General features: G+C 65.1%; 19 protein-coding genes. 7 read left to right on the top strand and 12 right to left on the bottom strand.

Going from position 1 to position 23,192, the window contains the following annotated elements:
- Nucleotides 1-581 precede the first annotated feature (581 nt).
- From LWC34_RS05270 to LWC34_RS05260, 4 genes are all read left to right on the top strand, one after another.
- Nucleotides 582-1,325, top strand: a complete 744-nt coding sequence (locus LWC34_RS05270) for a hypothetical protein (protein WP_233723268.1) — start codon at nt 582-584, stop codon at nt 1,323-1,325.
- Nucleotides 1,326-2,264, top strand: coding sequence for an NAD-dependent epimerase/dehydratase family protein (locus tag LWC34_RS05265; protein ID WP_308199971.1), 939 nt, complete (start codon nt 1,326-1,328; stop codon nt 2,262-2,264).
- 56 nt (nt 2,265-2,320) lie between these two features.
- Nucleotides 2,321-2,452, top strand: coding sequence for a hypothetical protein (locus LWC34_RS56660; protein ID WP_284051416.1), 132 nt, complete (start codon nt 2,321-2,323; stop codon nt 2,450-2,452).
- A gap of 619 nt (nt 2,453-3,071) precedes the next feature.
- The gene (locus LWC34_RS05260) at nt 3,072-3,554 is read left to right on the top strand and encodes a hypothetical protein (protein ID WP_233723267.1); all 483 of its coding nucleotides are present in this window, start codon (nt 3,072-3,074) and stop codon (nt 3,552-3,554) included.
- Nucleotides 3,555-3,772: 218 nt separating this feature from the next.
- On the opposite strand, the gene LWC34_RS05255 is transcribed toward LWC34_RS05260, so the two are convergent.
- The 9 genes from LWC34_RS05255 to LWC34_RS05215 all read right to left on the bottom strand — a co-directional run bounded on the left by LWC34_RS05255 (nt 3,773) and on the right by LWC34_RS05215 (nt 15,286).
- Nucleotides 3,773-6,103 carry an ATP-binding protein gene (locus tag LWC34_RS05255; protein WP_233723266.1) on the bottom strand — a complete coding sequence of 777 codons (2,331 nt, stop codon included), beginning with the start codon at nt 6,101-6,103 and terminating at the stop codon, nt 3,773-3,775.
- A gap of 77 nt (nt 6,104-6,180) precedes the next feature.
- Entirely contained in the window at nt 6,181-6,999 is an 819-nt protein-coding gene (locus tag LWC34_RS05250) for an SDR family oxidoreductase (RefSeq protein WP_233723265.1), read from the bottom strand.
- Nucleotides 7,000-7,123: 124 nt separating this feature from the next.
- Nucleotides 7,124-8,446, bottom strand: coding sequence for a helix-turn-helix transcriptional regulator (locus LWC34_RS05245; protein WP_233723264.1), 1,323 nt, complete (start codon nt 8,444-8,446; stop codon nt 7,124-7,126).
- Between the two features lie 203 nt (nt 8,447-8,649).
- Nucleotides 8,650-8,904 carry a lasso peptide biosynthesis PqqD family chaperone gene (locus LWC34_RS05240; protein WP_233723263.1) on the bottom strand — a complete coding sequence of 85 codons (255 nt, stop codon included), beginning with the start codon at nt 8,902-8,904 and terminating at the stop codon, nt 8,650-8,652.
- A gap of 195 nt (nt 8,905-9,099) precedes the next feature.
- The gene (locus LWC34_RS05235) at nt 9,100-9,885 is read right to left on the bottom strand and encodes an AfsR/SARP family transcriptional regulator (protein ID WP_233723262.1); all 786 of its coding nucleotides are present in this window, start codon (nt 9,883-9,885) and stop codon (nt 9,100-9,102) included.
- A 176-nt stretch (nt 9,886-10,061) separates the two neighbouring features.
- Nucleotides 10,062-11,120, bottom strand: a complete 1,059-nt coding sequence (locus tag LWC34_RS05230) for an NlpC/P60 family protein (protein ID WP_250109434.1) — start codon at nt 11,118-11,120, stop codon at nt 10,062-10,064.
- 59 nt (nt 11,121-11,179) lie between these two features.
- The gene (locus tag LWC34_RS05225) at nt 11,180-11,662 is read right to left on the bottom strand and encodes a poly-gamma-glutamate biosynthesis protein PgsC/CapC (protein WP_233723260.1); all 483 of its coding nucleotides are present in this window, start codon (nt 11,660-11,662) and stop codon (nt 11,180-11,182) included.
- Nucleotides 11,659-12,846, bottom strand: a complete 1,188-nt coding sequence (pgsB, locus tag LWC34_RS05220; protein ID WP_233723259.1) for a poly-gamma-glutamate synthase PgsB — start codon at nt 12,844-12,846, stop codon at nt 11,659-11,661. The genes LWC34_RS05225 and pgsB overlap by 4 nt, the downstream gene beginning before the upstream one ends.
- A 1-nt stretch (nt 12,847) precedes the next feature.
- Complete coding sequence (locus LWC34_RS05215; RefSeq protein ID WP_233723258.1) at nt 12,848-15,286, bottom strand: HAMP domain-containing protein; 2,439 nt, start codon at nt 15,284-15,286, stop codon at nt 12,848-12,850.
- A gap of 55 nt (nt 15,287-15,341) precedes the next feature.
- Between LWC34_RS05215 and LWC34_RS05210 the strand changes: the two genes are divergently transcribed.
- Nucleotides 15,342-16,265 (top strand): hypothetical protein, encoded by a 924-nt coding sequence (locus LWC34_RS05210; protein WP_233723257.1) that lies wholly within the window; start codon nt 15,342-15,344, stop codon nt 16,263-16,265.
- A 98-nt stretch (nt 16,266-16,363) separates the two neighbouring features.
- Here the strand turns inward: LWC34_RS05210 and LWC34_RS05205 are convergent, their stop codons facing one another.
- From LWC34_RS05205 to LWC34_RS05195, 3 genes are all read right to left on the bottom strand, one after another.
- The gene (locus LWC34_RS05205; protein ID WP_233723256.1) at nt 16,364-16,954 is read right to left on the bottom strand and encodes a DUF4142 domain-containing protein; all 591 of its coding nucleotides are present in this window, start codon (nt 16,952-16,954) and stop codon (nt 16,364-16,366) included.
- Between the two features lie 108 nt (nt 16,955-17,062).
- A complete protein-coding gene (locus tag LWC34_RS05200; RefSeq protein WP_233723255.1) occupies nt 17,063-17,563 on the bottom strand; it encodes an SLOG cluster 4 domain-containing protein in 501 nt (166 codons plus the stop codon).
- 24 nt (nt 17,564-17,587) lie between these two features.
- Entirely contained in the window at nt 17,588-19,171 is a 1,584-nt protein-coding gene (locus tag LWC34_RS05195; protein ID WP_233723254.1) for an NsdA family TPR-like regulatory protein, read from the bottom strand.
- 760 nt (nt 19,172-19,931) lie between these two features.
- On the opposite strand from LWC34_RS05195, the gene LWC34_RS05190 reads away from it, so the two are divergent.
- A complete protein-coding gene (locus LWC34_RS05190; protein WP_233723253.1) occupies nt 19,932-20,264 on the top strand; it encodes a hypothetical protein in 333 nt (110 codons plus the stop codon).
- Between the two features lie 370 nt (nt 20,265-20,634).
- A complete protein-coding gene (locus LWC34_RS05185) occupies nt 20,635-23,154 on the top strand; it encodes a Pls/PosA family non-ribosomal peptide synthetase (protein ID WP_233723252.1) in 2,520 nt (839 codons plus the stop codon).
- The last annotated feature ends 38 nt before the right edge of the window (nt 23,155-23,192 follow it).

Genomic DNA, 23,192 nt, shown 5'->3' with positions numbered 1-23,192 from the left:
AACCCGAGCCCGGTGCGGGGACGGCCGTGCAATGCGGCATTCTCCCGGGTCAAACTGTCTAATTCGGACGGTCCAAGGATCGGGCGCAGGTAGGAATCCGCGACCGAGCAACACATGCGTGGTCATGAACGGAGCCGCACCAACGCAGCAGCGTTGGCTTGCCGGGCGCCGTCATTCCGCCCCGGCCTGGACAGTAGTCCGCGCGGCCCCAATCGCGGCTATTCCACGACTCGATGACCGTACCGCCGCCGCGCGTGGCGTCGGCCAATGTCACATTCGAGGCTCCGCGCGAAGCGTCCGGATGAATTCATCCGAAAACCGCCGCGCCTACTGGCCGTTGTCCAGCACCCGCTGCGCGTACTACTGGCAGGGACGGGATCGCCGCACGCTGGTACGTCTACTCTGTGCGCCGCAACGACTTTGCTGAAATTGCGAAAGATCCCAGCAATCCAGGGAATGTCGGTGGCAATTTGTCGTCACCGTACTGGCTCGGCCATGGTCGCCACCCTACCATTCCGCCACGGTTGTAGACACGTCAACTGGCTGTACTGCCGCGAATCCACTTACCCAAGGAGCCCCTCATGGATCGCCGAACACTGCTGCGCGCCTCGACGGCAACAGTCGTCACCGGGCTGTTGCTGCCCGGCGTTGCCTACGCCAATCCGTCCTACCAATCCTTCCCGGACGTGCCCGGGATGTTGGGCGACCGCAGAGCCAACGAGTTCTGGTACGAGTACGACAACGCCGTGATGTTCACGTCGACCGCCGAATTGGAGGCGGCCTACCAGCAGATCCGCGATCACACCGGCGGCTTCCCCTACCCGCTGATGGAAAAGTGGTTCCAGCTGGTCGCCACACCGGAATATCCGCGCAACTTCGCCGAGTACGTCGCTCCCCTCCGGGACCCGCTGCGACTGATCTCCCGCACCCAGCTCGACGTCATCGACAAGTTCTACCGGCCGGGCAGCCGTGGACTCGTCGACGCCTTCTCGTACTTCGGCCAGGGTGTGCTGTTCGACCCGCGCCGGGCCGAGGCGAAGGCTGAGGTGCACACAATGGACGGAGCATATGCCTATCACGCCTGGTACGTGTATCAGCGGGCGATGATGATGCTGGGCATCGACGCTGCCCGCTGGGCGCGGATCAGCCCGCTGGTAGCGTTCTCGTGGGCCGTGTTCGCCGTCGCCAGGCCGAACACCCGGACAGTGAGCCCAGCACTGCCCCACTCGACCGTCGCCCGGTTGGCCGCGCAGTGGTTGCCGAAGTCGATTCGCCAGCTGGACCAAGACTTCCGTACCGGACCGTATCCAGCCGGGACAAACTAAGTGAACGTGTTGGTGACCGGCGGGTTGGGCAACATCGGGTGCAGCGCGGTGCAAAGCCTTCTCTCCCACGGAAACACCGTGCGTTGTCTGGACTTGCCCACGCCGGTGAACCGCAAGAGAGCGCACACGTTCAAGGGACGGACCGATGTCGTGTGGGGCGACGTCCGTGACCGGAACACCGTCGACGCCGCGGTCCGCGGCCAAGATGTGGTTGTGCACTTGGCATTCGTCCTGCCACCGGTTCTCGACGAAGACCCGGTCTCGGCCCGCGCGGTCAACGTCGATGGCACCGTGAACGTGCTCCAGGCGGCCGGCAGGCATTCGGCGAGGATCGTGTTCGCATCGACATTGAGCGTCTTCGGCCGGACCCAGCACCTGAATCCGCCACGGAGCGGCCGCGATCCCGTCGCCGTGACGAACGAGTACTCGCAGCACAAGATCACCTGCGAACAGCTGGTACGCAAGGCCGCGGTTCCGTGGGCCATCTTCCGGTTCGCTGACGTGCCGCCGAAGTACCGTCAGAAGCCGGTGCCGTTGATGTACGAGATCCCGTTGGCCAACCGCATGGAGTTGGCCCATGTCGACGACGTCGGACTCGCCATCGCCAACGGCGTCGGCGGCGCGCCGATCTGGGGCCGGACATGGTTGATCGGTGGCGGCGTGCGGTGTCAGATCCGCTATCGGGATCTCGTGGAAGGCTCACTCGCCCCGCTTGGTATCGGAGCACTCCCGGACGAGGCTTTCACCGACGTGCCGTTCCCGGCAGATTGGCTTGACACCAGGGAAAGTGAGGAAGTGCTGCGATACCAACGGCACTCCTTCGACGAAATCATGGACTACGTAACCCGGTTCTCCTACTCCCGAGTGTCCAGAATGGTCATACCGATCGTCCGTCCGCTCATCCGCCGATCGCTGCTGAAGCTGTCTCCCTACCTCTGATCCGACCAGCGAGTGTGAAAGGTCTGCTTGTCACCGCACTGGCAAGCAGACCGGTCGTGCTACTGCGACTGGCACTCGGCCTGACCAACTCCGCCGACGCTGCGGCGCGGTACTCAGGCCTTTCGTCGTCGCCGACGTATATGGCCAATGTCGCCTTCCAGCCACAACCTGTGCTCGCAATGCTGTGAAAGCACACCGAGGCGGCGCGTGGCACATTGTCGCCACTGCCGCGTTACGCCACCGCTCAATATTGCCGAAAGCCGGTATCGAGGTAAAAGTGTTGACGCGCGGAACTCAGCCGCGAGACGACTGGGAGGTGGTGACCGCACAGCCGGTCACCACGGTTTTTAATCTTGTTCGTACGCGAGTGCACGAACTTTGTTGATTCTCTTCAGAGAGAAGGTCGTTTTTCCGGTGGGGCACTTTCAGCGGTTGTGTCGACTACGCGAAGTCACGCGCGAAATGGAGCAAGCGCCACCGCCACCGGGTCGCCGGCTGCGTGAACTACCTGCCGGCCACCTAACCTGTGTCCACTGTGGCCTGCGAGCACGCGTGGCGGCTCACAGGCCACACCGAAGGAAGGTGATGACATGCCCGCAATTCTTGGCCGTCGTTGTCGCCTCATCCGGCTCATGGACACCGACGAGGGCATCGGGTTCGAGAGCGGAGGCAACGGAACCAACCATGCATCGGGACGGGCGGGACAACGTCCGTCCATTGTGAACACGTGATCACGCTGTCGCACCAGGAGTACAGCCCCCGGGCCGGATGAATGCGCGAACCATCCAACGAAGGGAGGGGAAGACCATGGCTATGACATGGTTGCGGCGACTGGCCGCGGTTCCGGTTGTGCTCGCGACGGTCACGGCGACCGGCGGCCCGGCTGACGCCTCGGCTGGCTTTGTCGAAGCCAAAGCCAGGTGGCGAGGCGATGTGCTCACCGTGAGCTTCCGGGAGGCAGGTCTCGAGCCTGGCGCGACGACGACTATCGCGATAAAGGCACGTGGCACGGTCAACGCGGTGTGCCAGCGGGCAGGCAACATCGTGATGTCCGTACGCGCCACCGGGACGGCGGAAGACGCTCCCGGCTACACAGCGGCGGACGACGGATCGGTGCGGGGCGTCCGTGACCTCGACTTGTCGGTGCATCTCCCAACGGCACAAGGCTTGAACTGCACCCTGGCGGCCATCCGGTCGTTTTCGGTCGTCTTGCGGGACCTCACCACCAATGCCGCGACAGAGATCCGCGGCCAAGATCCGCCAGCCAGCCAAGGAGCCGAACGACCGTGAGCTGTCGTAGATCTCGTCCCATCCGCGCGGCACAGGCCGTGCTCAACATCTGCGATGCCGACGTGTAGGGCGGGTGAGGAAACGCTCCGCGACGTCACGATCCACAACACCGGCCTGACACGGGGAGTTCGAGGGAGGTTCCCCGGGTAAGCCCCTCACGCCAGGACGGTGTTCGTGGCGGCAGCCGGAGGTGGCGCTTGTTTTCAGAGCACCGCCTCTCAGCCACCTCCGGCAGTCCGTCCGTGTCGTTGTTCGACGACCCAGGACGCGAGCTGAGCACGGTTGGTGAACCCGAGTTTGGCGAGGACACGTTGGACATGGCCTTCGGCAGTGCGCAGGGCGATCACGAGCGTGGCGGCGATCTCCTTGTTGGACTGGCCTTCGGCGATCAATTCGGCGACCTGGTGTTCCCGGCGGGTGAGCGAGGCGGCCAGCTGGGGTGCCGGCGTGCGCGCCTGGGGCGGGGTGTCCTCGTCGAGGGTGTAGGTGATGGCTTCGTCGATGGTGAACGCCTTGCCCCTGCCGAAAGCGGCATCGAACTCGGCATCACCGAGGGCACGGCGGGTGGCGGCCATACATTGCTGGTGCGGGGCGCCGAAGGACTTGGAACCGAACATGGGGTAGCCGACCGACGGCCAGATCCTGGCAGCGGCGCCGAGCAGGACACCGGCACGGTCCGGCATGCCCTGTGCGGCGGCGCTCCACGCGAGGACCTCGATGGCCAGCGCGATGCCTAGCAGGTCGTCGAAGGTGCGCAGGGTTTGTAAACAGTGGCGGCCGTGGCTGGTTGCCTCAGCATGCTTCCCACGGCTCAACGCGATCACGGCCTGTGCGTACTTCACGTAGGCGTTGGCCCACCGCTCGCCATATTTGTCCCCGATCGCACACGCCTCCTGGCAGATGGCGGCGGCCCCGTCGAGGTCAGCACGAAAAACCGCGGTGACAGCCAGCTCAGCCCACGCCATCAGCACATTGCTGTTCATCTCGCCAAGACGCAGATACTGCGCCTGCGCTTCCTCGAACAGTTCCCGCGCTACGACCAGGTCATCGCGGACCAGTGCGTTGCAGCCCAGCCGATGGGTGGCATAGGCCAACGCGACTTCATCACCTACCTGCAGTGCGTAGTCGCGGCATTCCTCCAACATTTTCACGGCTGATGTCACGTCACCCTGCAACGTGGACACATAGCCGTTGACCCACAACGCCTTCGCCCGCTCCTGGCTCGGCCGCGTGTCCGCGCTCAAAGCCCAGTCGAGCCAATGCCGCCCCTCGCCCAATATTCCACATCCAGCCCAGTAGAACCACAACGTCCCGGCCAGGCATAAACCGATCCGCGCCTGTCCAGGACCACTCAGGCAGAACTCCAACGCGGCCCGAAGATTCGCATGCTCGAGCCGAGTCCGCTCGAAAATATCCGCCTGTCCAGGACCAAACCACTCCTGCTCGTTTCGCTCAGCCAACCTCAAGTAATAGTCCCGATGCCGACGGCACAACTCCGCTACCTCCCCCAGTTCACGGAGTTCGTGCCTGCCGTACTCGCGAAGCGCGTCCAACATCCGAAATCGTGCTCGGGTGCCGTGCAGCTCCCTGGTCAGCACCGACTTGTCCACCAACCCGTCGACCAGGTCGATCACCTGATCCGGTTCGATACCGTCACCGGCACACACCGTCTGCGCTGCCGTGAGGTCAAACCCGCCTGCGAACACCGACATCCGCGCCCACAACACCTGCTCAGCCGGAGTGCACAACGCGTAACTCCACCCGATCACAGCCGCCAAGGTTTGATGACGCGGCAACACCGAACGACAGCCACCAACCAAAAACCGAAAACGATCGTCCAATCGCCGCAGGATCTGCTCCGCCGTCACCACGCGAACGCGGGCCGCCGCCATCTCGATCGCCAGCGGAAGTCCTTCCAGCCGACAACAAATCCGCGCAATCACCGACTGACCGTTGCCATCGACACGCAAATCCGGCACCACAGCCCGCGCCCGTTGCACAAACAAACTCATCGCGTCGTTGCGCCCCAACTCGCCATCGACGACGCCATCACGCAAATCCGGCAAGGGCAACGGAGACACCCGAAATATATGTTCGCCCTCACTACGCAACGCATGACGACTGGTGGCCAGAACCCGCACCCCAGGAGCGGCCGCCAACACCGTCGTCACCAGTTCGGCACACGGTTCAACCACATGCTCGCAGTTGTCCAGCACCAACAACAGTTGCTTGTCCGCCAGACTCTCCGCCAGCGTCGCCAGCGGCAGTCGGGTAGACCGATCACATATCCCCAACGCGTCGACCACCGTGCGCGCCACCAAGACCGAGTCCTGCAACGCCGCGAACTCGACCAACCACACTCCATTCACGTACGCCCGCCGGACCTGTTGAGCCACCCGTATCGCCAGTCGCGTCTTGCCGACCCCGCCCACACCGGTCAAAGTCACCAACCGAGCGGCGGACAACAGCCGTTTGACCTCGACCACTTCGCGATGACGCCCGACAAGACTGCTCACCTCGGCAGGCAGATTGCCCTCAGCGCCCTTCACCAACGCTTGCCTCCTGTCACCCCTGGCGACGTCCAGCCGTACCGGCCGGACGAGCGAGTTCCCTTAGGTCGTGTCGGCTATCGCGGACGGGGCTTTGAGACACGGCCTGACTGCAACCGCCTACGTCTCCGCTCGCCGTACTCGCACAGCAGCGGTACAGCTCGTTCGGCCAGGCGTGGAACCAGAGCGCTGGTCCGCAGCAGTAAACCCCGCCACACGGGCAGGGTGCGCACAACGCGCGGAGAATCGAGCATGCCCACTGCGGCGTCGGCCACGTCCCTGGCGGATAGCAAGCGCATGCCGGTGAACAACATCGCCGACGAAGGGCTTCCGGCCACCTGCCGCACCATTGGGGTGTCAGTCGTGTCCGGACACAGTGCCCGCGCATGGATGTCCTTGCCTGCGGCCCGCATCTCTACGTTGACACTGTGGCAGAAGCTCAGGACGGCTGCCTTGGTTGCCGCGTACACCGCGAGGCCCGGCACCGGACCGTGCGCGGCCAACGACGCCAGGCACAACAAGTCTCCCTTCCGCATGACCTCAAAGGCCGCGCGGCAGCCGTAGACCACACCGAGCAGGTTTACCTCAACCTGGCGTCGCACCTCCTCGTCGGTGATTTCGCCGGCGCCGCCAGTGAACAGGACGCCGGCATTGCAGATCCACACCCGCAGGGAGCCGAACTGGGCCGCATGCCGCGCGACCTCCCGATTCGATTCGGGATCGGTGACGTCCATCCGGAGCGCCACGCCCGATCCAGCCAAACTATCCACAGTAGACTGAGCGGCCACTTCGTCCTTGTCGGTGACCACGACGTGCATTCCCCGCCGCGCCAGCCGCTCGGCGATCGCGGCGCCCAAGCCCCGGCCCGCGCCGGTGACGACAGCGACATCGACCATGGCGTGTTCATCGATCCCGGTCGTGGATGAGATCAGTTATCCGCATCGCACAAGAATGCCGCTTTCACAGCCAGTTGGAACACGGCATCCCCGCCAATGGCCACCCTTGGCCACATGATGTGCTTCACGAGTCACGTCCGGGCTGCCGGCCGGCGAACCACGCCGCGATCTGGTTCCGGGAGGTGAACCCCAGCTTTGTCAGCACTCGCTGAACATGTCCCTCGGCAGTACGCAGCGCGATGCTTTGCGTCGCCGCGATCGCCTTGTTCGACAGGCCATCGGCGACCAAGCGGGCGACTTGCTGTTCCCTGAGGGTCAACGGGGACGCGTCCGGCGGACGTGCGCGCTTGGCCTGGTGCGCCACCAGTTCGGCGTTGTCCGTTGGCGCGTCGACGATGGCCGGTATCGAGTGCGGCACGCTCGCTTCGAAGGCGTGATCCGGACGTGCGGCCCGGCGCAGGGACCAGTCCCGGTGCCGTCGACGCAGTCCTGCCCTTTCATCGGCTCCATGGAGCCTGTCCTGTCCATAGTCGCGGATTGTGTCGAGCATGTGGAAGTGGTCTTCCCGACTGGTCAGTACCGACTTGTCAACCAGCCTGGCGAGCAGGCCGGCCACTTCTCGCCTTGGCAGATCGTTGTCGGTGCAGACCTCCTCGGCGGCCGTCTTGTCGAACTCTCGGGTGAACACCGACGCCCGGACCCACAACCGTTGTTCCGCAGGCGAACAGAGGCCGAAACTCCAGTCCATCGCGGCCCGCAGACTCTGATGGCGGGGTCGAGACGAGCGGCTGCCGCCGGTGAGCAACCGGTAGCGATCGTCGAGCCGCTCCAGCAGCTGCTCGATGGACAAGGCACGCAGCCGCATCGCGGCGAGTTCGATGGCCAGCGGGATACCCTCCAACAGCTGGCAGGCCCTGGCAACCGCGACCCGGTTGTCCGGCCCGATCACGAAATCCGGTGCGGCGGCGAAAGTTCGCTCGGTGAACAGCCTGACCGCGTCGTAGCAGCCGAAATCGCCGGACCGCGGCATTTGTTCGAAGTCCGGTACACACAACGGCGGGACGCGCAGGACTTGTTCGCAGTCAAGCCCGAGAGGTTGCCGGCTTGTGGCCAGTATCCGCAGCCCAGGTGCCTGTGTCAGCAGTTGCCCGACGAGTGCCGCGCACGCGTCCACCAGGTGCTCGCAATTGTCCAGAACCAGCAGGATTTGCTTGTCTCGCAGGTGGTTGGACAACACTTCGGTCACCAGCCGGTCCGCCGCACCCGGTGCCCCGACGGCTGCGGCGACGACAGCGGCCGGCGATCCCGGATCCTGGTACGCGGCCAGTTCGGCAAACCGGACGCCAGCGGAAAACCGCCGCCTCATCCCGGCTGCGACACGCACAGCCAGCCGTGTCTTGCCTACCCCGCCGACGCCGGTCAGCGTGAGCAGACGGCTATCCGACAACAGCCTCTTGGCCTCGGCGATCTGGTGCCGGCGCCCGATGAAACTCGATACCTCAGCGGGAAGATCGCCTCCTAAGCTCCTGCAAAAACGCTCCCGGGTCGTCGGGGCATCCGCAACCCTTCGCATACCGTGTCACAGTATGTTGACATTGACGAACAGACCAGGAAAAAGTGGCCATTGACGGACACACGCCAGGGATGCGCTCAGACAGTCAGCAGCCCCGCTTCGCGCAGCCGTGCGAGCAAGTTGTGCAAGTCCCTGGTCGCCGTGTCCCGATCCACCAGGTAGCGATCGAGCACCGCGGTGATCGCCTGGTCGATGTCGCCGCCTTCGAACAGCACGCGTAATGCCAGCACACCCGTCGAATTGACCAGCCAGTACAGCCCACTCAGCTCGTCGAACAGGGCCGTTCCGTAGTCCGTCTCAGCGAAGTCGACACGCTCGCGCAGCCTGATCATCGTTTTACTCCAGGTCAGGCGTGTGACGGTGATCGTGCCCGCACACCGTCACCGCCACACGCGTTTTCCCCGCCTCGGTGACGCGAATTCCGCCACCGATCTGCGAAAAGCCGAACAGTTTCGTCGGCCATACCCAGTCTGCCCTACTACGGTTCATTTCCGGTTCATGGCGGGTATAGGCGCGCACAGACATTCTCAGCGGATCTTACGCAGGTCTCGGTGGAACGGCACGGTCACCGCTTCACCGGCCAACATCTGTTGGTGCAGTTGCCTCAGTTCAGCACCCGGCTCAATGCCGAGCTCATCGACAAGGAACCGATATGCTGTCTGGTAAGCGGCCAGCGCCTCGGCACGCCGCCCGGAATGACACAGGGCAACCAGCAATCTGTACCACAGGTGTTCTCGCGTGGGATCCTCCATTGTCAGGGCGCGTAGCGTCGGAATAACGACATGCGGCTGGCCGAGTGCGACGTGGGCATCGATCAAGTCCTCACGCACGGCCCAGCGCTGTTCCTCCAACCTGACGTTCTCGGCCTTCCTGACATCCTCGGGCAATTCCTCGAAGGGTTCACCGCGCCACAGTTCGAGCGCCGCCTTGAGGTGTTCGACGGCCCTGCCAGGGTCGCCGTCGCGCAGCGCGTCCCGACCGCGGCGCGCCACTTCCTCGAACAGGAACACGTCGAGTTCCTGCCGGTCGGCGAACACCCGGTAGCCACCGACCCGGCTTTCGATCCGATTTTCTGGATCATTGGCGTCAGCCAGTTTTCGGCGGAGCTGTGACACATATGTCTTCATACTGCCGAACGCGTTTCGTGGCGAATTACCCACCCATAGCGTCGCATGGATGAGGTCCGCGCTCACCCAATTACCGGGGGTGAGCAGCAACAGCGAGAGCAACGCCCGTTGCTTGTGTTGCGTTATCTGCAACGACGCGCCGTCCGGACCGTAAACCTCCAATGGCCCAAGAAGGCGGAACATCATGATCTACCCCTTTGATTCCGCGGACGCCCGCGACCGCAAGCGCCCCGGCTTTCGCATATTCTCCGACGCCTAGCTCGATAGCCGCAAGGCACACACCCAAAGATAAGGCGTACATACTTACCGTATCAGGAGATCACAGCGAACACAGTGGCCAGAGGTATGGCTCACGGAGCAGGTCAGATCCGTTTGGCAGCACGGAATCCTTCGGAGAAACGGCCGCCTCCATCAAGAAGCGACGCACCCCCGAAATCGCCGAACGTGGGTCCATTGGCGGCCGACCGGCTCGAAATGAACCGATGATGATGACCGTTGTCCATCCCGAGATAAATACCAGCGAAATCGATCTGCCTGCCGCCCTCGGCGTCGAGATCGAAAAATACGAGATCACCGGGCTGCAGCAGGTTGTACGCGTGCGAGCGCGTGCCGTCGCCAGGGATGACCGGTACACCGGAGCCGACTTCGTACATCGCATGGGCACTGCGCGGAAGCCCCGCGCCGCGCGTGTTCGAGCCGAGCATCGGGTAGCCGAGCCGGTAGCCGTACACCAGCCGCAGGAAACCCGAGCAGTCGACGACGCCATAGGTGCCCTCCGCGGGTTTTCTGTGCACCCCGCCCGGGAACGTCCACCGCAGGCCGAGATAGTCGTAGAAGTCGGCGGACGCCGTCGCCTTCCGATCATCCACTTCGGACGGAACGGACGACGCGTCGCCCCGGAAGCGCACGTTCTTCTCGTTCGTCCCGCTCGGCGCGCCATCGAGGTATTCCATGGCGACACCGAGAACATCCGGGCTTCGGTCGCGCAGCGCGGAATCCAGCCAGGACCGGACCCAGGCTGTCCGCTCCTCGCCCTCCCGCCACTCGTGCGGGATGAGCCGCACCCAGACATTGGAGGTGACGGTGGCCCGGGTCGTCCGCGGCTCTCGAAATGTCCGCGTGTGTCCGGTGAGGGCAACCGTGCGAGCGCCATCGGTGAACGTGGCTACCACCACACCCGCCTTGTCCCGCACCACCGTCCGCGCCGGACGGGCCAGCCGTTCGTAGCGGTACTCCGACGCGACCGGAACAGCGGCATCCTGAATCTCGAAGGCGTTGATCGATGCCGGGGTTCCCGCACCGGACGGATTGTGTCCAAAGTAGAGCGTGGCGGTCACGGACAAGCCGACCACGACCAGCAGCGCGGTGACGCGAGTCGCCCGGCTCCAGTGTTTCCGGAGTTCGAACCTGGCCAATGACATCAGCGAATCCACCTGTTTCCTCTATCGCGATCGGGCATTTGAAACGATCTAGTGCCGCACTAGATCGTTGGCACGAGTCCGACCAGCACACCACTGACGAGCACGCCACAGGTGGCCAGGCTGACCGCCGACGTCACCAGCAGCGTCGCGACAGGAGGTTGCCGCACAAGTTGGTAAGCGATCAGTCCCGGGACGACGAAACCCAATGTCTGATGGGCGAACAGGAGCGGATAGTCGTGCTGGATCAGCAGGAACAGCGAACTCTGCAGCAGCACGGCCAGCAAGACGATCGCCGCGAACAAGCGCTTGCCGTACAGGATGGCGAAGCGCCGCATCACCTTGGTGCCCCCATAGGTGAGTGCGGTCATCAGCACGATGATCGCGGCGCGGCGGTAGTCCTCGATCAGGGTCAGCGCGAGCCAGCCGGGACTGATCATCCCACCGGGAGACAGATTCGCGACCAGTACACAGATCAGGGCCAGCAACAGGCCGATGGCCAGCCCGATCGTCGCGACCTCCGCCGCGAGAAAGCGTGTCGTCACTGGCTGCTCCCGACGCGTTGCACGGTCTCGAGCTGCTCCAGCAACCGCTCACCCTGGCCGTGGATGCTGCCGACCGCGACGACCGAGCCGTAGTGATCGATACCCGCGAGGATCCCGTCGAACAGCTCGGTCGGGTGGCGGTCCCCACCGAGGTCGACTGTCCGGTCCTGCCATCCTGCCGGGATGGCCACCCGCGCACTGCGGGTCGGCTCGCCGATCAGCACCACGCGCTCGGGGTCGACCTCGCCGACCAGTGAACCGATCTGGCCGTTGCGTTCGATCCGATCGGGACGGCAGCCGATGACCATGTGCAGTGGCCGGGAGATCAGTCCTCCGGCGAGTAGTTCTTCGATGTTCATGAGAGTTGATTCCGGATCGTTGGCGGCGAACAGATTGGCGAACCACAGGTGCTTTCCGGCCACCCGGTATTCCTCGACGCGAAGCGCACCAGGATCCGGCGCGGCCGACCACATGCCGGCCAGGGCCGATCTTCGATCCACTCCGAGCTGCTCGGCCACAGCGAGCGCGATCGCCACGTTCTCCCGGAACGTGATGCAGCGAAAGCCACGCATTTCCTCGTCCGTGACGGACGTCGGATCGACCACGATGAGCTCACAGTTCCTCCGCTCGGCCTCCTTTGCGAGCACAGCGAGGCGTTCCCGCTCGGCGGTGACGCAGACTCCGCCGACCGGCATGGAGCGGCTCAGCGAGCGGGCGATGTCCTCCGCGGTCGGCCCCATCTCGGTGATGTGGTCCATCCGGACATTGGAGATCACGCCGATGTTGGACTGGATGAGTTTGGTCTGGCTGATTTCCTGCAAGTCGGGCATCACGGCCATGCACTCGACGACCAACGCCCCAGGGTGGTAAGCCGCGGCCCGGCGGACAATGCCCACCTGCTCGACGACGTTCGCGATGTCGAATTTCCGATAGACCGGTTCCTCGCTGCCATCCGGGTGAATGAACCGCGCGGCTGTCCCGGTCGTCTTGGCGACGGTGACCACACCACCGCCGCGCAGCGCCCCGGCACACAGTCTGGTGATCGTGCTCTTTCCCCGCGTGCCGTTGACGAGAATCCGGACGGGGATGTCGTGCAGGTTGGCGTAGTGGCGGCGTTGCTCGACCACCCCGGCGGCCAAGGTCAGCACGCAGCCAATGAGGTACACGACGTAACAGAACAACATTTCAGCTCTCTCGTCGGATGAGGGCGTGTTTCGGGGATCGCCGGGAGGAGATCTGGGCGGGCCTGCCACGCGGGCGGCGGACATCACCCAGCCGGTGAGTGCCATCGGCGAGGGCTTGACGGCAGATCTCCAGACAGGACGTGATCGTTCCGACGTGGTCCTGGCGGACCGGGTAGATCACGGACTTGATGTCTCCGTCCACCAGCCGCTCGCTGGCGGCCGCGGTCCGGCGCAGCGGCCGGACGAACATGAGTTCGTGCCATATGCAGTGGAGCAGCGCGATGATCGCGCCGAGCAGCGCCACCACAAGAGCTCTCCGCCAGAGCGCGTTCTCCGGCAGGTTCAGCTCGGCGACGGGCTGTTGCGCGACCACGACCCAGTCGAGCGCCGTCGCCGCGCGGGAACCGCCGATCGCCACCGAGGCGACAATGGAAGGGCCCGCGGAACTGTCCATGACGCTCGCGTCGAGGATCGCGCCGGGAGTTCTTGTCCGCGCCTCACCCACGCTCCGTCGCAAGGAGTCGTCGGACAGTTCCTGGAATGCCAGGTACCCTTCGGTGTCGGCGATCGTGCGCAGCCCGGAGTCGACGATCCTGGCCCGGCCGACGGACTGCCTGAGCAGCCCGGAGATGTGCTCGATGTCGAACTCGGCCACGACGGCACGCTGCCCGTCCGCCAGCGCGCGGTACGCGAAGACCACCGGCAACCGGCCACTGGTGTTGGCCTGGTGCAGGCCTTCCTCGTCAGGGGGCAGCCGCTCCTCGGCACGTAACGGCTGTCGTCCAAAATGGATGCTCACCTGCCCGGTGGTGTCGGTGAGGTAGACACTTCGGTACCTGGCCTCCCGCCCGGCCAGTCGCTCCATCGATGTTCGCAATGCCGGTTCCTCGTTCCTCGCGCCGAACCGGCTGAGCACCTTCAGGTCGGACAAGCCCTCGTCGAGGCTGCGGCGCACCGAGTCGGCGATCCACGAAACCTCCACACCTCGTTGCAGGACGGCGGCTTCGGGCACCTCGGGGACGGAGACGCCCACGGCCGTGGCGAGGAACACCGACCACCCGAACAGCGCGACAGTGCTGAGGATGACGGCATGCCGGACGGACAATCCCCACGCTGAGCGCCTGTTCGGCCGGGCGGGTTCGCCTCGCAACTCGGCCCTGCAGTGGTCGATCGCCACCGCGATCCGCCGGATCTCGACGAACCTCGAGATCCGGACGGTCCGGTCGAGAACTCCGGACGCGACCGCGATGGCGTCGGCTCGCAGCCTGCGGACCGGCTTGACCAGTGCCACCCGGACCGAGGCGAATCCGAGAACGGCCACAACGACCAGCAACCCGGACGGCAGAAGCGGATACCACTGCGACTCGTCGCGATCGATCGACGCACTGCTCACCGAGATCACACTGAGCCCGAGGGTCCCGGACATCTCAGCAACCGTCAGTGGCGCATAGGCGACCACGGGCACCACAGTGGCTTCATCTGTCGAGCCGTCCGGGTAGGGCGAACCCACTTCACTGCCGGTGCGGCCCGCAGCCGCGGCAGCGGCAGCCGCACGGATCAGCGGAGAAAGCACTTGGTCACCGATTTTCGGTGCAGGGCCGTAGGAGTCGACGACGGCGCCGGTCGCCGTCACCAGCAGCACGCTCTGGCCCAGCCGTTCGTCGAGAGGAAACTCCGAACCGGACAAGTCCATACAGGCCACCAGACGCCGTCCTTCGTGGTCACCGCCCAGCGGGATGGTCACCACCAGCAGCACTCCGTGTCCGGCAAGCGAAAGCGGCCGGACAGTAGCCGCGGGCAACGATGTGCGATCCAGTTCGCCCAGTGGTACCGGTTCGCCCCGTGCGGCGACTATCCGTTCGCCCGCCCCTTCTACCAAGGCCATCCCCCGCCACCGCGGATAGCCCGCGCCGAGCTCGCCGAGCAGATCATCGGGGTCGTGTGCGAGTCCCGCGGCGGGCGGCGTCACCGCCGCGCGCAGGTTCGTCACCTCCTTGGCCACCGACGCGGCGAGGGTTCGCGCGATCGACGCGGTGAACCGTTCCTGCGGTTCGACAACGGCCTCGGCGACCGATTGTGTGGCCGGTTGCTGGAGATAGAACGCACAGAAGACGGCCAGTAACAACGACAGTGCCAGCCCGACACCGGAAGGCACCCCCACGCCTCCGGGAAATCGTGTCTCGACAAGTTGTTTCTCGAGCCGGTTCTGCCGTCGGCCGATCCACAGTGTCGTCATCGCCTGCCCACCACGGGCCTGATGCGCGTCCGCGTGGGACTCAACCATCGCAAGGAATTTCGAGCCTTCGTTCGAACTGGACAAGGGCATGCCCCGACGGATCTCGCACGCGATGGTCGGGACACGCCCCAGAGCCGGATAACGGCTTTGCCGGACTTGGACATCTTGGCCGCGCATGATCTTGGCGGACCAGAGGCCACTCAACTGGCCCCTAACCAAACCGGGAAACGTCAAGCGGATCCGACTAGAGTTGACCGAAGTGGACGACAGACACGACAGATCGGCAAGCCCAAGGCTCCGCGCTCTCGTTGCCGCCACTGTGCTGGCGGCAACGGTGATCATCATGGTCGGCGAGTGGCCGGAACAGAACGGCGAGCGCCCGGTTTCCCGGCCGGCCGAGCTCCTCGCGGAGTTCACCAGTGGACTTCGGCCGGACGGTCCCTACCGGGCCCCGACAAGCGAAGAACGTGACATCGCCGAGCTCGGCTTCGCGTCGCTGCTCGCCGGTCTGGTCCCCTGGTTCGCCACCGGCCACCTCAGATCGCTCGGTTTCTCGGTCGAGCACGGGGTCGACACCGCGACTGGGCGCCCGTACCTGGCGATCGTGAACGAACCCGGTTCGGAACGCGCCTGGGGGATGTACATGATCGACCTGTCCGCCGCCGTGCGGCTGGCGATCGAGGTGCCGCACCCGAACTCGGACCTCAGGACCGAACAGATGGGACTCGAACTGTTCCGGCGTATCCCGGGGTCGATCCTGATGGTCGCCGGAGCGCACCGCGACGCTGCCGACAAGGCCGCGGATGTGGCCCATCGCAAGGATTCGATCTTCCACATCGTGGCGACCCGCTTCGCCGACCGCGGCCTGCCCCAGGTACAGCTGCACGGCTTCGGCGACGCGACCCTGCCGGGACGGGATCTGGTGCTCTCCGCCAGCATCGGCAGACCCGGCGTGATCGCCGAACACACCGCTCTGCGACTCGAGCGAGCAGGACTCGTCATCTGCCTGGTATGGCGGGAGGAATGCGGACGGCTGAGCGCGACCCGAAACGCGCAAGGCAGGACGGCCGCGGCATTCGACAGCCCGTACCTCCATGTCGAGGCCAGCCGATCCGTCCGGGAAGACACCGAACGACGAACGGCCGTTATCGATGCGATCACCGCCGAGTTTTTACCTCGGTAGCTCGTAAACCGCGGTCATCGAGCATACGAACGCGCACACTCGATAACTGGATGTCCACTTTGGACAGACTATCGCCACTGATGCGCGGCAGGCGAATGTCAGCAGTAGCGCTTGGCCTCGTTGAGCAGTCTCAGGTGGCGCACGACGACCGGAGTGGCCGCGGTCGCCAGCGCCTTCACCTCTGGCGAGCGGCCGAGCAGCAGTTGCTGCTTGCCCAGTTTGATCGCTTCGCGAAGCCCGGCATCCTGCAGTCGCAGCCAGGCGACGTCGAACTCGTACCCGGACAGTGCCGCCAGTTCGGCAAGCCGCTTTCGCGCTTCGGCATCCGGGGCATCCGGCAGCCTGACATCGAACTTGGCCGCCAGCGACAGGACGTCCTTGTCTATTCGGAAGTGGTCCTGGATGAACACGCCGGCGATCCGCCTCACCGTCGCACACCGCCCCTTCTGCAATGCCAGCCGTCCCGCCTTGATCTGTACGAGGTTGTCCAGATGTATCTTCGTGAGGAACATCCGATCATGGCCTGATACGCCGATCAACCCGCCGGTGTCGGAGCCCGTGTGTGACGGTCCGAACGACGAATGGGCTGGTATCGCCTGCGTTGGAGAGGCTGCGTAGGCGATGCCGGACATCGGCAGCATGAGCGCGCCGACCAGGCCTGCGATGGCCAGACAAGGCGTGGGTTTCATCGTCCTCCTTTGTTCGTGAACGCCGGATGCCAAGACTGGCGAGCGGCTGCCCAGCGGCAAAGGGGCCGTTTACCTGGCCTTCTGGCGAAGAGGACGGAGCATTGAAAATCAAATGGTTTCCTGGTGCCTCGCCTGACGGATGGCCAGAGCGAGGTCGACGGCTTGCCGGGGGCTGCTGGCGACTGCCACGGACTCCGGCAACGGGTTGCCGTCGCGGTCGAGAATGGTCCAGCTGCCAAGGGTGATGACCGGGATGCCGCCGCGTCGTTTCGCCAAGGCGATCTCGGACAGAGTGCCCCATGAGCCACCGATCGCGATCACGGCGTCGGCGGACCACACGATGATCGCGTTGCGTGCCTCGCCGAGGTTGGTGACGATCACCGCCGAGAGATCAGGGCTGGCATCCGCGGCGGTGTCGTTGGGACGGACGCCGATGACAAGGCCGCTGCCGGCACGCACTCCGGCGGCGACAGCGGCCATGACGCCGGTGCCGCCACCGCAGATCACGACCGCTCCCGCCCGCGCGAGCAGAATGCCGACCTCGTAGGCGTGGCTCTTGTCATCCTCGGTGCAGTGGCGGGGTCCGCAGACAGCTACCTGTAAAGGCACTTCAGGTCCCCTTCCGTGAGTTGATCAGCCGGCCTGGCCGGACTCGAGTTCGACCGGGCCGACGGCTGGATGGGCGCAGAAGTCAGCGAGATCATCCCTCAGGGAGGCCACGGTGAGCGAGCCCTGATCGGACCGATTCTCCAGCAGAGTGCTCAACGAGCGGGCGCGGCTCAGCACCGGAACGGTGCGATGTTCGGCGACAGTCGAACGCAGCGTCGGACTGAGGTGTTCCCCGACCGCGTCGAGATCGCCACGGGCCAAGTGAGCACGGGCGAGGTCCATCCGCGCGGCCGCGACGAACTGCGCGTTCGGCTGGGACTCAGCCGTGAACTGCTCGACAGCGCTGGCAGCCCAGGCGACTGCGGCGTCCATGTGTTCGGTGCCGCCGAGTTCGCGGTGGGCCTCGCTGGCGTAGTAGGCGGCCTTGCCGGAGGCGAAGGCAAGAACTCCGGGCTCGTCGGCGCTCGGTTCCGTGGCGGCGGACTCGGCGATCTTCAACGCTCGTCTGACTTCAGCTGGCCGACGGCGAGCGGCATTGATGCGTGCCTGCTGGCTGGCCAGCCGCAGTAGCGCGGTGCCGCTGGTCGCGTCCGGAAGCGCGGCTTCAACCAGCTGTGCGGCCTCATGGAAGCGGCCGTCCCAGTACGCGACATTGGACTGTACCCAGCGGACGTAGACCCTCAGCTTGGGATAACCCGCCTGCTCGGCGCAATGCAGCGCGGTACGAGCATGGGTGTGCGCGGCGTGGCCGTGTCCCAGGTCGGCTGTGGCGTGCGCGAGCAACGCACATATCTGCCCGCCGACCTTGTACAGGTCCATTGTGTGCTTCGGTTGCTGACGCCCGGCGATCAATCCGAACACGTCATCACGGGCACTCAGCAACGTGGTGAACAGCGCGCCCGGCGGGTCGATGAGATAGCGCGTGGCGATATCAGCAACGTCGGCGGCCATCTGTTCCAGCACATCGTCGTCAACGTTGGTGGTGGCACTCCAGCGTCGGAACTGGGCTGACTCATTGGCTGCCATGACAACCTCCTCACGGATAGGCAGACCGTGCGCGTCACAACGCACGACACGACGGGGGCCCCGAAAGGGAAGCGGGGCGACATCCTGGTGCGTGGGCACAAGATCGAAGTGGCCGCTGTCGCTTCGAGAGCCGTACGAGACGACCGGGGTGGGAGTCACGGCCGTGCCCGGCAATCCACGCAGGTTCCCGCTCAGGGATGTGGTGAACAGGATGCGATCGGCCGGGCCGAACTGTTCGAGGTCGTCGGCATCGACGAGCTGGGACAGCGTGCATCCGTGGCCGAACACGACTGCGAGGTTGGCCAGGTAGCGCACACTGGGCTGAACACCGCCATGCGGCCAGCTCTCGTACTCACTGACACGACTGTCTGAAAGCCTCGCCCCTGGGTGTGCGGTGTTGTATTGCTGCGCCAGCTTCCACTGCGTCCATCCCACGGCATGCCGCCAAGCCACGCGCGGCCGCAGGTTGAACCGGCGAGCCATCTCGGCGGCCATCTGGGCGGCCGAACACCCGAGGCCGCGCATGCGGTCGCGGAGCTGGTCACGCTCTGCCTTGTGGGAAACCCCGGACTTCCGTGGCATGTCCTACCCCTTATTCAGGCGGGTGGAGTACTGGGCCTGCGCGAGTGGAGTATCGAACTTGCTACGGATGGTAGCCCGGAGATTGATCGCACTGCGAGTTCGGCGAGACGCACACGCCGGAAGTTCTCGCACCGTCATTCGGGTTATTCGCCCAGCTCAGGCGAGAGCCAACAGCCGAGGAAAAGTTCCCGCTCGCACCGGAACCGAAACGCCCGCCACTGGTACCAGGCTGGTGAGCGGACGCAGGCACCACGCCAAAGACCCACTTGTGTGGTCCTTCCGACGAGGAGGTCGGCTTTACGTGACCATCGCGACCAAACGCGAGAGTCCCTTGCTCCTATCCGACAACACTGCTTTCAGACACCGGCATGCGGTGCTGAGCAGGCCCGGCGCGCCGCACGCGACGAGGTGGGCGGCACCGAGATGAGCACACCGGACGACACACAAGGCATCGTTGCTGTCGTCGTCGCCATGGACAGCCCATTAGGGCGTGCTGTCAAGGCGGTCGACAAACTGACCGCGCACTTACCATCACCGCGGGAGCCACAAGAGTGTCCGCTGTGCCCGGAACAGTCTTGGCCGTGCCACGGGTTCTACGCGGCAGCCCTGCACATCCACGCGGCCCGGCTGTGGATCGCGGAGCTGGTACCGCCCCACCTGCATCCCCGGTTATGGCCGGTGTCGCCTCGACTGCCGACTCGGTCCAGCCCTCGTGGAAACGACCACACTCAACCCCTCTGGCCACAGGAGGAACAGTCTGATGAACGAGGTCCTGGCCTCGACCCTGCGTAAGGCGGTCTACGAGCGACTGGACTATTTGGACAGATTGGTCAATGAGGCCGACCTGCCTTCCCGTGCCTCGCTCGCCGATACCGAGATCGCCCGCCTGACGGCCGCATGGCGGACTCTGCTGGCCAATCACGAACCCGATGACCGCGGCCGCTGCCGGGCGTGTGGCGGATGGCGCCGTCGTCGGCCACACCCGTGTTCGGTATGGACGACCGCGCACAAGAACCTGATCGTCATCGACACTCCCAGCACATTTACGACTAGCCGGCACGCCGCTGCCTCCTACCTGCCATCGGCGGGGTGACCGGCAAGGGGAGCGCGCAGTGACGCCCCCGAATTCCTGTGCGCTCCCCATGTTCAGTGCCGTCCCCGGCACCACTCCCGGCCGGGGACGGCGCTGCCATGCGGATCCATCATCGCCGCTCACGGTTGCGCTGCGGCTGCGGCTGCCGCAAGCCCACCGCAAGCCGTGAACGCTCTAGTGGTTGCGGTCGGGGGTATTCGCCGGAACAAGTCTTGGCCGCCAAGGCCGTCAGTGGCTCCTCCCTCAGCGCGCTGTTGTTTGTAATGTGGAAATCCTGCGCGCTTGAGAAGGGTCGCTGGCGCGGGACGCCTGCGCGTTCGCCGTGGCCGCGCGCGACCACTCCCCGGCGAACGCTCAAAGGAGGCGCGAGATGGTGGTGGACCGCGAAGACCTCGATGGCGTCGGCGCGAATGGCGTCGAGTGGATCCTCGCCGAGGTGCTGGCTGGCGTCCTGCGCGTCGAAGTCGAACGGGTTCCCGCCGACAGCCACTTCTTCGACGACCTCGGCGCCGACTCGATGGTGATGGCAAAGTTCTGCGCCCGCATAAGGAAACAACCGAATCTGCCCTCAGTGTCCATAAAGGACATATACGAGCACCCCTCGATCAGAGGCCTCGCTTCCGCACTGGCGTCATCGGGCAGTACCCATGCCGAGCCGGCCCCAGCGCCGGTCGAGGCGGCGCCTGCCAGCACGCGGCAATACGTCCTTTGTGGAGCGCTGCAGGTCCTGATCCTCCTCGGGTACGCCTTGCTCGCCGCGCTCGCCATCGAACGAGGCATCGACTGGATTTCCGCTGGGGGGAGCCTGATCGAGGACTACCTGCGGATGGCGCTGGTCGGCGGCGCGGGTTTCCTAGGCTTGTGCGCTCTGCCGATCGTGGCGAAGTGGGCGCTTGTCGGCCGGTGGCGGCCCCAGCGGATCCGGGTATGGAGTCTGGCCTACGTCCGCTTCTGGACAGTCAAAACGCTCGTTTCGCTGAGCCCGCTGGTCTTGTTCGCTGGTTCGCCGCTCTACGTGCTCTACCTGAGGGCATTGGGGGCCAGGGTCGGGCGCGGGGTCGTGATCTTCTCCCGGCACGCACCCGTGTGCACCGACCTGCTCACGATCGGCGACAACACGGTCATCCGCAAGGACACGTACCTCAACTGCTACCGAGCCGCCGCAGGCTGGATCCAGACCGGCGCGATCACGATGGGACGGGACGTGTTCGTCGGCGAGAAGGCAGTGCTCGACATCGAGACCTCGCTCGGTGACGGGGCCCAGCTCGGCCATGCCTCCTCACTGCACGCCGGGCAGGCCGTGCCCGACGGCCAGCACTGGCACGGATCGCCGGCGCAGCCGACCAAGGCGGACTACCGTGCGGTCGAACCGGCCGATTGCGGCACCGCTAGAAGAGCCGCATACGCATTCTCGCAGCTGGCAAGCATGCTGTTGTTGTACGTTCCGCTGGCTTTCGGCGCCATCGACCTGTTGTTCGCTGGGGTCCCGCAGTTCGCCGCCCTCATTGACCCGCAGACTCTGGCCTTCACGAGCTGGATGTTCTACGCCACCGCGTTGGTGACCTCCCTCGTGCTGTTCTTCGGCTCGGCGCTCGTCGGTTTGCTCGTCGTGGTCACGGTCCCGCGCGTACTCAACCTCGCCATCAAGCCGGGCAAGGTCTATCGCCTGTATGGGATCCACTTCGCCCTGCATCGGATGATCGCGCGCCTGACCAACCGGAAGTTCTTCATCGAGTTGCTCGGTGACAGTTCCTACATCGTCGGCTACCTGCGTGGCCTGGGGTATCGCCTGGCTCCGGTCGTGCAGACCGGGGCGAACTTCGGCAAGCAGGTCAAGCACGAGACCCCGTATCTGGTCTCGGTCGGCGTCGGCACAGTGATCGCCGACGGGCTGTCGATCGTCAACGCCGAGTTCTCCAGCACTTCGTTCCGGGTGTCGCGAGTCTCGATCGGGGCGCGCAATTTCCTCGGCAACGACATCGTCTATCCCGCGCAGGGCAGGACCGGTGAGAACTGCCTGCTGGGCACGAAGGTCTTGGTCCCGATCGACGGGCACACCCGTGAAGGTGTCGGGCTGCTGGGTTCGCCCAGCTTCGAGATCCCGCGCACGGTCGAGCGGGACAGCAGGTTCCACCACCTGGCGAGCGGGGAGGGGCTGCCCCGTCGCCTCGCGGCCAAGAACGGCCACAACGCTCGGACGATCGGGTGGTTTCTGTTGTCGCGGTGGTGCTATACGTTCGTGCTCACCCTGATCGGGTTGTGGACTATGGACTTCTACGACTCATGGGGAGCGTTGGCGATCGCGCTGTTCTCCGTGTTCTCCCTGCTGTTCGGCGTGGGCTATTTCGCGCTGGTGGAACGCGCTGCCACGGGATTCCGGGGCACCGCGCCGACGTCCTGCTCGATCTACCAGCTTGATTGCTGGCGACGAGAGCGTTTCCTCAAGATGACCGGGCACATGCACAGAGCACTCAACGGCACCCCGCTGAAGAACGTGGCCTGGCGGCTGCTGGGTGTCCGGCTCGGCCGGAGGCTCTTCGACGACGGCTGCACCATGGCGGAGAAGGACATGGTGACGATCGGCGACGACTGCACATTCAACGCGGGAAGTTCGATCCAGTGCCACTCCCTTGAGGACTTCGCACTCAAGTCCGACCGGATCACGATCGGTTCCGGCTGCACCATCGGGATCGGCGCGCTGGTCCACTACGGCGTGACGATGGGCGACAACGCGGTGCTGGCGCCCGACTCCTTCCTGATGAAGGGCGAGGAAATGCCGCCGCACGCGCGATGGGGCGGAAACCCGGCAAGGGAAATGCGCGACCACGTCGTCAGTTCGCGGATTCGCCGAGACGACAACGCCACCGTGGTCACGTCCGCAACTCGATGAGAAGCAGCGCCTCGGCGCGGTGGGAGGGGAGAAAAGCC

This window comes from Kibdelosporangium philippinense (assembly GCF_021390435.2).
GTDB classification, from domain to species: Bacteria; Actinomycetota; Actinomycetes; order Mycobacteriales; family Pseudonocardiaceae; genus Kibdelosporangium; species Kibdelosporangium philippinense.
The sequence above is the reverse complement of the archived record's forward strand: the minus strand, read 5'-3'. Positions and strand labels throughout refer to the sequence as shown.

What these genes read in the sequence shown, in the direction of transcription:
- LWC34_RS05270 (WP_233723268.1), top strand. Translation starts at nt 582, where the DNA reads ATGGATCGCCGAACACTGCTGCGCGCCTCGACGGCAACAGTCGTCACC.
- LWC34_RS05260 (WP_233723267.1), top strand. Translation starts at nt 3,072, where the DNA reads ATGGCTATGACATGGTTGCGGCGACTGGCCGCGGTTCCGGTTGTGCTC.
- LWC34_RS05250 (WP_233723265.1), bottom strand. Translation starts at nt 6,999, where the DNA reads ATGGTCGATGTCGCTGTCGTCACCGGCGCGGGCCGGGGCTTGGGCGCC.
- LWC34_RS05240 (WP_233723263.1), bottom strand. Translation starts at nt 8,904, where the DNA reads ATGATCAGGCTGCGCGAGCGTGTCGACTTCGCTGAGACGGACTACGGA.
- LWC34_RS05235 (WP_233723262.1), bottom strand. Translation starts at nt 9,885, where the DNA reads ATGATGTTCCGCCTTCTTGGGCCATTGGAGGTTTACGGTCCGGACGGC.
- LWC34_RS05230 (WP_250109434.1), bottom strand. Translation starts at nt 11,120, where the DNA reads ATGTCATTGGCCAGGTTCGAACTCCGGAAACACTGGAGCCGGGCGACT.
- pgsB (WP_233723259.1), bottom strand. Translation starts at nt 12,846, where the DNA reads ATGTTGTTCTGTTACGTCGTGTACCTCATTGGCTGCGTGCTGACCTTG.
- LWC34_RS05205 (WP_233723256.1), bottom strand. Translation starts at nt 16,954, where the DNA reads ATGAAACCCACGCCTTGTCTGGCCATCGCAGGCCTGGTCGGCGCGCTC.
- LWC34_RS05195 (WP_233723254.1), bottom strand. Translation starts at nt 19,171, where the DNA reads ATGCCACGGAAGTCCGGGGTTTCCCACAAGGCAGAGCGTGACCAGCTC.
- LWC34_RS05190 (WP_233723253.1), top strand. Translation starts at nt 19,932, where the DNA reads ATGAACGAGGTCCTGGCCTCGACCCTGCGTAAGGCGGTCTACGAGCGA.
- LWC34_RS05185 (WP_233723252.1), top strand. Translation starts at nt 20,635, where the DNA reads ATGGTGGTGGACCGCGAAGACCTCGATGGCGTCGGCGCGAATGGCGTC.